At 70.3% G+C, this 12,332-nt stretch carries 11 protein-coding genes; 10 read left to right on the top strand and 1 reads right to left on the bottom strand.

The annotated features are described in order from the left end of the window. Positions 1-4: 4 nt before the first annotated feature. The 10 genes from pdxT (at position 5) to B0675_RS33535 (ending at position 10,954) form a co-directional block, all read left to right on the top strand. Positions 5-610, top strand: a complete 606-nt coding sequence (gene pdxT / locus B0675_RS33580; protein ID WP_081223372.1) for a pyridoxal 5'-phosphate synthase glutaminase subunit PdxT — start codon at positions 5-7, stop codon at positions 608-610. 75 nt (positions 611-685) lie between these two features. Beyond that, complete coding sequence (locus B0675_RS33575; RefSeq protein ID WP_081223371.1) at positions 686-1,438, top strand: YebC/PmpR family DNA-binding transcriptional regulator; 753 nt, start codon at positions 686-688, stop codon at positions 1,436-1,438. A gap of 105 nt (positions 1,439-1,543) precedes the next feature. Next, the gene (gene ruvC, locus B0675_RS33570) at positions 1,544-2,140 is read left to right on the top strand and encodes a crossover junction endodeoxyribonuclease RuvC (protein WP_081223370.1); all 597 of its coding nucleotides are present in this window, start codon (positions 1,544-1,546) and stop codon (positions 2,138-2,140) included. Then, positions 2,137-2,748 carry a Holliday junction branch migration protein RuvA gene (gene ruvA / locus B0675_RS33565; protein WP_081223369.1) on the top strand — a complete coding sequence of 204 codons (612 nt, stop codon included), beginning with the start codon at positions 2,137-2,139 and terminating at the stop codon, positions 2,746-2,748. Before ruvC ends, ruvA begins: the two co-directional genes overlap by 4 nt. A 97-nt stretch (positions 2,749-2,845) precedes the next feature. After that, positions 2,846-3,916 carry a Holliday junction branch migration DNA helicase RuvB gene (ruvB, locus tag B0675_RS33560; protein WP_081223368.1) on the top strand — a complete coding sequence of 357 codons (1,071 nt, stop codon included), beginning with the start codon at positions 2,846-2,848 and terminating at the stop codon, positions 3,914-3,916. 164 nt (positions 3,917-4,080) lie between these two features. Beyond that, complete coding sequence (yajC, locus tag B0675_RS33555; protein WP_081223367.1) at positions 4,081-4,602, top strand: preprotein translocase subunit YajC; 522 nt, start codon at positions 4,081-4,083, stop codon at positions 4,600-4,602. A gap of 141 nt (positions 4,603-4,743) precedes the next feature. After that, positions 4,744-6,504 (top strand): protein translocase subunit SecD, encoded by a 1,761-nt coding sequence (gene secD, locus B0675_RS33550; protein WP_081224034.1) that lies wholly within the window; start codon positions 4,744-4,746, stop codon positions 6,502-6,504. A gap of 1 nt (position 6,505) precedes the next feature. Then, positions 6,506-7,624, top strand: coding sequence for a protein translocase subunit SecF (gene secF, locus B0675_RS33545; RefSeq protein ID WP_081223366.1), 1,119 nt, complete (start codon positions 6,506-6,508; stop codon positions 7,622-7,624). Then, the gene (locus tag B0675_RS33540; RefSeq protein WP_081223365.1) at positions 7,621-8,160 is read left to right on the top strand and encodes an adenine phosphoribosyltransferase; all 540 of its coding nucleotides are present in this window, start codon (positions 7,621-7,623) and stop codon (positions 8,158-8,160) included. The genes secF and B0675_RS33540 overlap by 4 nt, the downstream gene beginning before the upstream one ends. Before the next feature lie 271 nt (positions 8,161-8,431). Beyond that, positions 8,432-10,954, top strand: coding sequence for a RelA/SpoT family protein (locus B0675_RS33535; RefSeq protein ID WP_107482959.1), 2,523 nt, complete (start codon positions 8,432-8,434; stop codon positions 10,952-10,954). 102 nt (positions 10,955-11,056) lie between these two features. Here B0675_RS33535 and B0675_RS33530 read toward each other — a convergent pair whose 3' ends face one another. Next, the gene (locus B0675_RS33530) at positions 11,057-12,286 is read right to left on the bottom strand and encodes a DUF349 domain-containing protein (protein WP_081223363.1); all 1,230 of its coding nucleotides are present in this window, start codon (positions 12,284-12,286) and stop codon (positions 11,057-11,059) included. Between the last annotated feature and the right edge of the window lie 46 nt (positions 12,287-12,332).

The following is a 12,332-nucleotide window of genomic DNA, read 5'->3' as shown; positions in this document are numbered from 1 at the left end:
ACCCATGAACACTCCTGTGATCGGTGTCCTGGCACTCCAGGGCGACGTACGGGAGCACCTCATCGCCCTGGCCGCGGCGGACGCCGTGGCCAGGCCGGTGCGGCGCCCCGAGGAGCTCGCCGAGATCGACGGCCTGGTCATCCCCGGCGGCGAGTCCACCACCATCTCCAAGCTGGCCGTCCTCTTCGGAGTGATGGACCCGCTCCGCGCCCGCGTCCGTGACGGCATGCCCGTCTACGGCACCTGCGCCGGCATGATCATGCTCGCCGACAAGATCCTCGACCCGCGCTCGGGCCAGGAGACCATCGGCGGGATCGACATGATCGTCCGCCGCAACGCCTTCGGACGTCAGAACGAGTCCTTCGAGGCAGCGGTCGACGTCCGCGGCGTCGAGGGGGATCCTGTGGAGGGCGTCTTCATCCGTGCCCCCTGGGTCGAGTCCGTGGGCGCCGAGGCGGAGGTGCTGGCCGAGCACGAGGGCCACATCGTCGCCGTCCGCCAGGGCAACGCGCTCGCCACGTCGTTCCACCCGGAGCTGACCGGCGACCACCGGGTGCACGGTCTGTTCGTCGACATGGTGCGCGCGAACCGGACAGCGACGTCCTTGTAGGATCTGGGGGTCCCCTCAGGCTCCGCAAGCCCGGGGGAGTTCGTCCAGGTTGGGTTACGCGAGGGAGACAGGCAGATGTCCGGCCACTCTAAATGGGCTACGACGAAGCACAAGAAGGCCGTGATCGACGCCAAGCGCGGCAAGCTCTTCGCGAAGATGATCAAGAACATCGAAGTCGCGGCCCGTACCGGTGGCGCGGACGTGTCCGGCAACCCGACGCTGTTCGACGCCATCCAGAAGGCCAAGAAGAGCTCGGTCCCGAACAAGAACATCGACTCCGCGGTCAAGCGCGGAGCCGGTCTCGAAGCCGGCGGCGCCGACTACGAGACGATCATGTACGAGGGTTACGGCCCGAACGGTGTCGCGGTGCTCATCGAGTGCCTCACCGACAACCGCAACCGCGCCGCCTCGGACGTCCGCGTCGCCATGACCCGCAACGGCGGGAACATGGCCGACCCGGGCTCCGTGTCGTACCTCTTCAACCGCAAGGGCGTCGTCATCGTCCCCAAGGGCGAGCTGAGCGAGGACGACGTCCTCGGCGCCGTCCTCGACGCGGGTGCCGAAGAGGTCAACGACCTCGGCGAGACCTTCGAGGTCCTCTCCGAGGCCACCGACCTGGTCGCGGTGCGCACCGCGCTCCAGGACGCCGGCATCGACTACGACTCCGCCGACGCCAACTTCGTCCCGACCATGCAGGTCGAGCTCGACGAGGACGGCGCCCGGAAGATCTTCAAGCTGATCGACGCCCTGGAGGACAGCGACGACGTGCAGAACGTCTTCGCCAACTTCGACGTCAGCGACGAGGTCATGGAGAAGGTCGACGCCTGAGGGCTCGTACCGAACGACGGGCCGACGGGACACACCCGTCGGCCCGTCGCTTTGTCGGTGCCACCCGATAGCCTGCACGAACAGGCGAACCGAGGAGGGGCCGGCGTGCGGGTGCTGGGGGTTGACCCGGGGTTGACCCGGTGCGGTGTCGGGGTGGTCGAGGGAGTCGCGGGCCGGCCCCTGACCATGTGCGGCGTCGGCGTCGTCCGCACCCCGGCCGACGCCGAGCTGGGCCTGCGTCTGGTCGCCGTCGAGCAGGGCATCGAGCAGTGGCTCGACGAGTACCGGCCCGAATTCGTCGCCGTGGAGCGGGTGTTCAGCCAGCACAACGTGCGTACGGTGATGGGCACCGCCCAGGCCAGTGCCGTCGCGATGCTCTGCGCGGCCCGGCGCGGCATCCCGGTCGCCCTGCACACACCGAGCGAGGTCAAGGCCGCCGTCACCGGCAGCGGACGCGCGGACAAGGCGCAGGTCGGCGCGATGGTCACCCGGCTGCTCCGGCTCGACGCGCCCCCGAAGCCCGCCGACGCCGCCGACGCCCTCGCGCTCGCCATCTGCCACATCTGGCGGGGCCCCGCCAAGAACCGCCTCCAGCAGGCCGCCGCCACGAACGGACAGCACCAGGCCGTAGCGCAGAACCGCCTGCAGCAGGCCGTCGCCGCACACGCCTCACGTCAAGCCTCGAAAGGCCGTACCGCATGATCGCCTTCGTCAGCGGCCCGGTGGCCGCCCTCGCCCCCGACTCCGCCGTGGTCGAGGTCGGCGGTATCGGCATCGCCGTCCAGTGCTCGCCCAACACGCTGTCCGGGCTCCGCATGGGCCGCGAGACCAAGCTCGCCACCTCCCTCGTGGTCCGCGAGGACTCCCTCACGCTCTACGGCTTCGTCGACGACGACGAGCGCCAGGTCTTCGAGCTGCTCCAGACCGCGAGCGGGGTCGGTCCGCGTCTCGCCCAGGCGATGCTCGCCGTGCACAGCCCGGACGCCCTGCGCCGCGCCGTCTCCACCGGCGACGAGAAGGCGCTCGTCGCCGTCCCCGGCATCGGCAAGAAGGGCGCGCAGAAGCTCCTGCTGGAGCTGAAGGACCGGCTCGGCGAACCCCTCGGCCCCGGTGGCCCGGCCATCGGCACGGCGGTCACCGCCGGCTGGCGCGAACAGCTGCACGCCGCGCTCATCGGTCTCGGGTACGCGACCCGCGAGGCCGACGAGGCGGTCTCCGCCGTCGCCCCGCAGGCCGAGGCCGCCGAAGGCACCCCGCAGGTCGGCCCCCTCCTCCGGGCGGCCCTTCAGACACTGAACCGGGCGCGCTGAGGCCCCGGGCCGCCCTGTCAGGCCGCCGAGGCGCGACTGACCCGCGTCCGCCGAACCGCCGACCGCCCCACCACCACGAGACCGCGAGGCACCACCGATGAACTGGGACGACACGACCGACGAAACCGCCGCGGAGCGGTTGGTGGGCTCTGTCGCCGACCGTGAGGACCAGGCCGTCGAGGCCGCCCTGCGCCCCAAGGACCTGGACGAGTTCATCGGACAGGAGAAGGTCCGCGAACAGCTCGACCTGGTCCTGCGGGCCGCCCGCGCGCGGGGTGCCACCGCGGACCACGTGCTCCTGTCCGGCGCCCCCGGACTCGGCAAGACCACCCTCTCCATGATCATCGCGGCCGAGATGGGCGCGCCCATCCGCATCACCAGCGGCCCCGCCATCCAGCACGCGGGCGACCTCGCCGCGATCCTCTCCTCCCTCCAGGAGGGCGAGGTCCTGTTCCTGGACGAGATCCACCGCATGTCCCGGCCCGCCGAGGAGATGCTCTACATGGCGATGGAGGACTTCCGGGTCGACGTCATCGTCGGCAAGGGTCCCGGCGCCACCGCCATCCCCCTTGAACTGCCGCCCTTCACCCTGGTGGGCGCCACCACGCGCGCGGGACTGCTCCCGCCGCCCCTGCGCGACCGCTTCGGCTTCACCGCGCACATGGAGTTCTACGGACCCGGCGAGCTGGAACGCGTCATCCACCGCTCCGCCGGCCTCCTCGACCTGGAGATCGGCACGGAGGGCGCCGCCGAGATCGCCGGCCGCTCCCGCGGCACGCCCCGTATCGCGAACCGCCTGCTGCGCCGCGTGCGCGACTACGCCCAGGTCAAGGCCGACGGGATCATCACCCGGGAGATCGCCGCGGCGGCCCTCAAGGTGTACGAGGTCGACGCGCGGGGCCTGGACCGGCTCGACCGCGGTGTCCTCGAGGCGCTCCTCAAGCTGTTCGGCGGCGGTCCGGTCGGCCTGTCCACACTCGCCGTCGCCGTGGGGGAGGAGCGTGAGACCGTGGAGGAGGTCGCCGAGCCCTTCCTCGTACGGGAGGGACTCCTCGCCCGTACTCCCCGTGGCCGGGTGGCGACACCCGCGGCATGGGCGCATCTCGGCCTCACGCCACCCCGCCGGTCCGCGGGCGGAAAGGGACAACAGGACCTGTTCGGGGCGTGACGGCGCGCACAGGGGCCGGGCCAGGAACCCCGGTGCCATGCCGAGCGTTGTTCCCTGAGCGCGGACTCGCTTAGACTCCGCCGATGCCGCCCTTGCCGACGGCAGACATACCCCCATCCAGCAGGCCGCTCACCATGTGCGGTCGAAGAAGGAAGTTCCGACCCGTGAGTCTCGTGACCCTCCTCCCGTTCATCGTGCTCATCGGGGCCATGTTCCTGATGACCCGGTCGGCCAAGAAGAAGCAGCAGCAGGCGGCTTCCATGCGCAACGAGCTGCAGCCCGGCTCCGGCGTGCGCACGATCGGTGGTATGTACGCCACCGTCAAGGAGGTCAACGAGGAGACGGTCCTCCTCGACGCGGCCCCGGGCGTGGACCTGCTCTTCGCGAAGAACTCGATCGGCGCCGTCCTCACGGACGACGAGTACAACCGCATCGTGCACGGCATCGAGCACGACCTGAAGGCCGACGGCAGCTACGTGCCGGACGACGCCTCCTCCCTCACCGAGACCGACGAGCCCGCCGCCGACGCCTCTTCCGACGCCTCCGACGACAAGCCCCTCGACCTCGGCAAGAAGGACGCGCCCGTCGCGCCCGCCGACGAGGTCACCGAGGCGAAGGCCGACCAGGCCGCCGACGTCGACGCGATCGAGCCGAAGAAGACCGACGGCGAGGCCGACGCGAAGTAGCCACGAACCGGGAGCGCGGTGCGACCCGCTCGCACTCCGCACCTCCCGGGACGTGCTGTTCTCGCACGGAGTCCCGACACCATGGCATGGCCGTCCACGCGCTCACCCGGCGCGGAGCGGCCCGAGAGGGAGTACGAGAAGGTGGCAGCACCGAAGAAGGGCCGGAGCGCCAGCGCCCAGAGCAGGCCGGGGCGCGCGCTGGTCCTGATCCTGATCGCCATCGCGGCGCTCACCGGGGGGATGTTCGCCTCCGGACACACCACTCCGCGTCTCGGCATCGACCTCGCCGGCGGCACGAGCATCACGCTCACGGCGAAGAACGAGCCCGGCCAGCCCAACGCGATCAACAAGACCAACATGGACACCGCGGTCGACATCATGAACCGCCGTGTCAACGGTCTCGGTGTGTCCGAGGCCGAGGTGCAGACCCAGGGATCCGACAACATCATTGTCAACATCCCCAAGGGCACGAACTCCAAGCAGGCCCGTGAGCAGGTCGGCACCACGGCCAAGCTCTACTTCCGTCCCGTGCTGACCACCGAGGTCTCCGGCGCCGACAAGTCGGCCACCCCCTCGCCGAGCACGTCGAGCAGCTCCAAGGCCACGGACAAGTCCACCGACAAGGCGACCGCGTCCCCGTCGTCGTCCTCGTCGTCCTCCGTGACGCCCTCGGCGACCGCCACCTCCCAGGGCCGCGCGGTCACCGACGCCCTGAAGGCGGACTCCAGCCCGTCGGCCGGCTCCTCCGCCTCGTCGAGCCCCACGCCGACCCCGAGCGGCAGCGTGGACCCGGCGACCGCGAAGCTCCAGGCCGCGTACACCGCGCTCGACTGCTCGAACAAGGCCGACCGCGCCACGGCCGGTGACGGCGCCAAGCCCGCCGACCCGACCGTGGCCTGCGGCCAGAACGGTTCGGGCCAGTGGCAGAAGTACGTGCTCGGCCCGGCCGAGGTGGCCGGTACGGACATCAAGAAGGCCGGCGCCGTCTTCGACACCCAGAGCGCGGCGGGCTGGAAGGTCACCATGGACTTCACGTCCGGTGGCTCCAAGAAGTTCGCCGCCATCACCGGCAAGCTCGCCCAGCAGCAGCCCCCGCAGAACCAGTTCGCCATCGTCCTCGACGGTGAGGTCGTCTCCGACCCGTCCGTGGCCCAGTCGCTCAGCGGCAGCGCGGAGATCTCCGGCAGCTTCACGCAGACCGAGGCGCAGGACCTGGCCAACATGCTGAAGTACGGCGCCCTGCCGCTCAGCTTCAAGGAGTCCAGCGTCACCACGGTGACCGCCGCGCTCGGTGGCGAGCAGCTGCACGCCGGTCTGATCGCCGGCGCCATCGGCCTCGCCCTGGTGATCCTCTACCTGGTGATCTACTACCGAGGTCTGTCGGCCATCGCCATCGCCTCGCTGCTCGTCTCCGCCGTCCTCACGTACGTGCTGATGGCGCTGCTCGGCCCGGCCATCGGCTTCGCGCTGAACCTTCCGGCCGTCTGCGGAGCGATCGTCGCGATCGGTATCACAGCGGACTCGTTCATCGTGTTCTTCGAACGCATCCGGGACGAGATCCGCGAGGGACGCTCCCTGCGGCCCGCCGTCGAGCGGGCCTGGCCGCGCGCCCGGCGCACCATCCTGGTCTCCGACTTCGTGTCGTTCCTCGCCGCCGCGGTGCTCTTCATCGTCACCGTCGGCAAGGTCCAGGGCTTCGCGTTCACCCTCGGTCTGACCACCGTGCTGGACGTCGTCGTGGTCTTCTTCTTCACGAAGCCGCTCATGACGATCCTCGCCCGCAAGAAGTTCTTCGCGAGCGGCCACCCCTGGTCCGGCCTCGACCCGAAGCGACTGGGCGCCAAGCCGCCGCTGCGCCGTACCCGTCGCCCCTCCGCCCCCGTCGACACGAAGGAGGCGTGAGATGTCGAAACTCGGCACCCTCGGCGCCCGACTGCACCGCGGCGAGATCGGCTACGACTTCGTCGGCAAGCGCAAGATCTGGTACGGCATCTCGATCCTGATCACCATCACGGCCATCCTCGGCCTGACGGTGCGGGGCCTGAACATGGGCATCGAGTTCCAGGGCGGCGCCGTCTTCACCACCGAGAAGAGCAGCATCTCGGTCAGCCAGGCGGAGACCTTCGCGGAGGACGCCTCCGGCCACGACGCGGTCGTCCAGAAGCTGGGCAACGGCGGACTGCGCGTCCAGATCGCCGGCATCGACACCGACAAGTCGGACACGATCAAGGACCAGCTCGCCAAGGACCTCGGCGTCGACTCGGAGAAGATCAACGCCGACCTGGTCGGCCCCAGCTGGGGTGACCAGATCGCCAACAAGGCCTGGGAGGGCCTGGCGATCTTCATGGTCCTGGTCGTGATCTACCTGGCCATCGCGTTCGAGTGGCGCATGGCCATCGCCGCCCTGGTGGCCCTGATCCACGACATCACCATCACGGTCGGCATCTACGCCCTGGTGGGCTTCGAGGTCACCCCGGGCACGGTGATCGGTCTGCTCACGATCCTCGGTTACTCGCTCTACGACACGGTCGTCGTCTTCGACAGCCTCAAGGAGCAGACGAAGGACATCACCAAGCAGACCCGCTGGACCTACAGCGACGTCGCCGACCGCTCGATCAACAGCACCCTGGTGCGCTCCATCAACACCACGGTGGTCGCGCTGCTGCCGGTCGCCGGTCTGCTGTTCATCGGCGGCGGCGTGCTCGGCGCGGGCATGCTCAACGACATCTCGCTGTCGCTGTTCGTCGGCCTCGCGGCCGGCGCGTACTCCTCGATCTTCATCGCCACGCCGCTCGTCGCCGACCTCAAGGAGCGCGAGCCGCAGATGAAGGCGCTGCGCAAGCGCGTCCTCGCCAAGCGGGCGCAGGCCGCGGCCAAGGGCGAGTCCCTGGAGCCGCAGGCCGCCGAGGCGTCGTACGACGACGAGGAGCCCGAGGACGTCGCCCCCGCCGTCGTCGGTCCCCGCAACCAGCCCGCGTCGCGTGCCCGCGGCCGTGGCCGTCCGTCGGGGAAGCGCCGATGACCGGTATCGAGGAGTTGCTGTCCAGCCGCATCCGTGACGTGGCGGACTACCCGGAGCCGGGCGTGATGTTCAAGGACATCACCCCGCTCCTGGCCGACCCGGCCGCGTTCGGCGCGCTGACCGACGCCCTGGCGGACGTCGCCACCCGCACCGGTGCCACCAAGATCGTCGGGCTGGAGGCGCGGGGGTTCATCCTCGGCGCCCCGGTCGCGGTGCGCGCCGGGCTGGGCTTCATCCCCGTGCGCAAGGCGGGCAAGCTCCCCGGAGCGACCCTGTCCCAGACGTACGACCTGGAGTACGGCTCCGCCGAGATCGAGGTGCACGCCGAGGACCTGAGCGCGGGCGACCGTGTGCTGGTCGTCGACGACGTCCTCGCCACCGGCGGCACCGCCGAGGCCTCGCTGCAGCTCATCCGCCGCGCGGGCGCCGAGGTCGCGGGCGTCGCCGTCCTGATGGAGCTGGGCTTCCTGGGCGGTCGCGGCCGCCTGGAGCCGGCGCTGGCCGGAGCTCCGCTGGACGCGCTGCTCACGATCTGAGAGCCCTTCGCGGGTTCCGGGAGGAAAGTCCCGGGCAAGCCCGCCGAAAGGCCCGAGACACCCGCAGGACACCCTGGAGGCGGGCCCCGGAGGAATCCGGAGCCCGCCTTCGGCGTTCCCGCTGTACGAGGCGGTCCCGGCGGCCGGCAGAGAGTCCGGCGCCCGGGATCGCTACCATGGGGTTTCCGGAGCCTGACCGGGGGACCCGGAACGCGCACGAGGAGCCCTCTTGCCAGACGAGGCCCAGCCACTCGCCCCCAGTGCGGAACGCCTGGGAGGAACCGCCTCCACCAAGCCCGAGCCCGTCTCGGGTCCCGTGGAGAAGCCCGCCGAGAACGCCGCGAGCGGGCCGGTGGAGCACGCCCAGTCCGCACCGGACGGCACGGCGGCCGAGCAGCCACGTCCCAAGCCGGCTCCTCCCGAGCGCACCGAGAACACCCCGGCGGTCCGCCCCGCGGCCGGCCAGCCCGCCCGCACGGGCGGCTCCTCCAACCGCGTCCGCGCCCGCCTGGCCCGGCTCGGCGTCCAGCGCTCGAACCCGTACAACCCGGTTCTGGAGCCGCTGCTGCGGACGGTGCGCAGCAACGACCCCAAGATCGAGACGGCCACGCTGCGGCAGATCGAGAACGCCTATCAGGTCGCCGAGCGCTGGCACCGCGGCCAGAAGCGCAAGAGCGGCGACCCGTACATCACGCACCCGCTCGCCGTCACCACCATCCTCGCCGAGCTGGGCATGGACCCGGCCACCCTGATGGCCGGTCTGCTGCACGACACCGTCGAGGACACCGAGTACGGCCTGGACACCCTCAAGCGGGACTTCGGCGACCAGGTCGCGCTGCTCGTCGACGGCGTCACCAAGCTCGACAAGGTCAAGTTCGGTGAGGCCGCGCAGGCCGAGACCGTGCGCAAGATGGTCGTCGCCATGGCCAAGGACCCCCGCGTCCTGGTCATCAAGCTCGCCGACCGCCTGCACAACATGCGCACCATGCGTTATCTCAAGCGCGAGAAGCAGGAGAAGAAGGCGCGCGAGACCCTGGAGATCTACGCGCCGCTCGCCCACCGCCTGGGCATGAACACCATCAAGTGGGAGCTGGAGGACCTCGCCTTCGCGATCCTCTACCCCAAGATGTACGACGAGATCGTCCGGCTGGTCGCCGAGCGCGCCCCCAAGCGCGACGAATACCTCGCCATAGTGACCGACGAGGTCCAGTCCGACCTGCGCGCGGCCCGCATCAAGGCGACCGTCACCGGCCGCCCGAAGCACTACTACAGCGTCTACCAGAAGATGATCGTCCGCGGCCGTGACTTCGCGGAGATCTACGACCTGGTGGGCATCCGCGTCCTCGTGGACACCGTCCGCGACTGCTACGCGGCACTCGGCACCGTGCACGCGCGATGGAACCCGGTCCCCGGCCGGTTCAAGGACTACATCGCGATGCCCAAGTTCAACATGTACCAGTCGCTGCACACGACGGTCATCGGTCCGAACGGCAAGCCCGTCGAGCTGCAGATCCGCACCTTCGACATGCACCGCCGCGCCGAGTACGGCATCGCGGCGCACTGGAAGTACAAGCAGGAGACCGTCGCCGGATCCTCCAAGATCCGTACCGACGTGCCCCGTGCCGCCAAGGGCAGCGCGGGCCAGGACACCGTCAACGACATGGCGTGGCTGCGTCAGTTGCTCGACTGGCAGAAGGAGACCGAGGACCCCAGCGAGTTCCTGGAGTCCCTGCGCTTCGACCTGTCGCGCAACGAGGTCTTCGTCTTCACGCCCAAGGGCGACGTGATAGCGCTTCCGGCCGGTGCCACACCGGTGGACTTCGCGTACGCGGTCCACACGGAGGTCGGCCACCGGACCATAGGAGCACGGGTCAACGGCCGGCTCGTGCCCCTCGAGTCGACCCTGGACAACGGCGATCTCGTCGAGGTCTTCACCTCCAAGGCGGCCGGCGCGGGCCCGTCCCGCGACTGGCTCGGCTTCGTGAAGTCGCCGCGCGCCCGCAACAAGATCCGCGCGTGGTTCTCCAAGGAGCGCCGCGACGAGGCGATCGAGCACGGCAAGGACGCCATCGCGCGCGCGATGCGCAAGCAGAACCTGCCGATCCAGCGCATCTTCACCGGCGACTCACTGGTCACCCTCGCGCACGAGATGCGCTACCCGGACATCTCGTCGCTGTACGCGGCGATCGGCGAGGGACACGTCACCGCGCAGAGCGTCGTCCAGAAGCTCGTCCAGGCACTCGGCGGCGACGAGGCCGCCACCGAGGAGATCGACGAGTCCGTACCGCCCGCCCGGGGCCGCGGCCGCAAGCGGCGCAGCAACAACGACCCCGGTGTGGTCGTCAAGGGCGTCGACGACGTCTGGGTCAAGCTCGCCCGGTGCTGCACCCCGGTGCCCGGCGACCCGATCATCGGCTTCGTCACCCGCGGCAGCGGCGTCTCCGTCCACCGCAGCGACTGCGTCAACGTCGACTCGCTGTCCCGTGAGCCCGAGCGCATCCTCGAGGTCGAGTGGGCGCCCACCCAGTCCTCGGTCTTCCTCGTCGCCATACAGGTCGAGGCGCTGGACCGCTCCCGGCTCCTCTCGGACGTCACACGCGTCCTGTCCGACCAGCACGTCAACATCCTGTCGGCGGCCGTCCAGACCTCCCGCGACCGGGTGGCCACCTCCCGCTTCACCTTCGAGATGGGCGACCCCAAGCACCTGGGGCACGTCCTGAAGGCGGTCAGGGGCGTGGAGGGCGTGTACGACGTGTACCGCGTGACCTCGGCCCGCAGGCCCTCGGAGGCCTGACCTCCGGGCCGCCCGGCCGGCGGCGCGGACACCACGCGAAAAGGGGCTCCCGTACGGTGCGTACGGGAGCCCCTTTTCGCGTCGAGCGTTGCGGCCGAAGCCTCAGCCGCCGAACTCCTGAAGACCCTTCAGGGCCTGGTCCAGCAGCGCCTGACGGCCGTCGAGCTCCTTCTGGAGCTTGTCGGCCCTCGCGGTGTTGCCCGCGGTGCGCGCGGCCTCGATCTGGCCCTGGAGCTTGTCCACGGCGGACTGCAGCTGACCGGTCAGACCCTCGGCACGCGCGCGTGCCTCCGGGTTCGTCCGGCGCCACTCGGTCTCCTCGGACTCCTGGAGAGCACGCTCCACCGCGTGCATCCGGCCCTCGACCTTCGGGCGGGCGTCCCGCGGCACATGGCCGATGGCCTCCCAGCGCTCGTTGATCGAACGGAAGGCCGCACGGGCCGCCTTCAGGTCCTGCACCGGGACGAGCTTCTCGGCCTCCTCGGCCAGCTCCTCCTTGAGCTTGAGGTTCTCCGTCTGCTCCGCGTCCCGCTCGGCGAAGACCGAACCACGGGCCGCGAAGAACACGTCCTGGGCGCCGCGGAAGCGGTTCCACAGGTCGTCCTCGTGCTCGCGCTGAGCGCGGCCCGCCGCCTTCCAGTCCGCCATCAGCTCGCGGTAACGGGCGGCCGTCGGGCCCCAGTCCGTGGAACCGGACAGCGACTCGGCCTCCGTGACCAGCTTCTCCTTGGTCTTGCGGGCCTCCTCGCGCTGCGCGTCCAACGAGGCGAAGTGCGCCTTGCGCCGCTTGGAGAACGCCGAGCGGGCGTGCGAGAAGCGGTGCCACAGCTCGTCGTCCGACTTGCGGTCGAGCCGGGGCAGCCCCTTCCACGTGTCCACCAGGGCACGCAGCCGCTCGCCCGCGGCACGCCACTGGTCGCTCTGCGCCAGCTCCTCGGCCTCGACGACCAGCGCCTCCTTGGAGTGCCGGGCCTCGTCGGACTGCTTGGCCCGCTGGACCTTGCGCTCCTCACGACGCGCGTCGACCGTCTCCACGAGCTTGTCGAGCCGGACCTTCAGGGCGTCCAGGTCACCCACCGCGTGGTGGGCCACCACCTGCTCGCGGATGTGATCGATGGCGGCCTGGGCGTCCTTCGCCGACAGGTCGGTGGTCTTCACTCGCTTCTCGAGGAGGCCGATCTCGACAACCAGGCCTTCGTACTTGCGCTCGAAGTAGGCCAGCGCCTCATCGGGGGAGCCGGCCTGCCAGGAACCGACGACCTGCTCGCCGTCGGCCGTACGCACGTACACGGTCCCCGTCTCGTCGACGCGTCCCCACGGGTCGCTGCTCACAGCGCCTCCTCCACATGATGCCTGCGAGGGGCGTCAGCGCCCCCGG

The organism is Streptomyces sp. M41(2017), from assembly GCF_002078175.1.
Taxonomy (GTDB): domain Bacteria; phylum Actinomycetota; class Actinomycetes; order Streptomycetales; family Streptomycetaceae; genus Streptomyces.
This window is presented reverse-complemented; position numbering and strand designations above follow the sequence as displayed.

What these genes read in the sequence shown, in the direction of transcription:
- pdxT (WP_081223372.1), top strand. Translation starts at nt 5, where the DNA reads ATGAACACTCCTGTGATCGGTGTCCTGGCACTCCAGGGCGACGTACGG.
- B0675_RS33575 (WP_081223371.1), top strand. Translation starts at nt 686, where the DNA reads ATGTCCGGCCACTCTAAATGGGCTACGACGAAGCACAAGAAGGCCGTG.
- ruvA (WP_081223369.1), top strand. Translation starts at nt 2,137, where the DNA reads ATGATCGCCTTCGTCAGCGGCCCGGTGGCCGCCCTCGCCCCCGACTCC.
- ruvB (WP_081223368.1), top strand. Translation starts at nt 2,846, where the DNA reads ATGAACTGGGACGACACGACCGACGAAACCGCCGCGGAGCGGTTGGTG.
- secF (WP_081223366.1), top strand. Translation starts at nt 6,506, where the DNA reads ATGTCGAAACTCGGCACCCTCGGCGCCCGACTGCACCGCGGCGAGATC.
- B0675_RS33540 (WP_081223365.1), top strand. Translation starts at nt 7,621, where the DNA reads ATGACCGGTATCGAGGAGTTGCTGTCCAGCCGCATCCGTGACGTGGCG.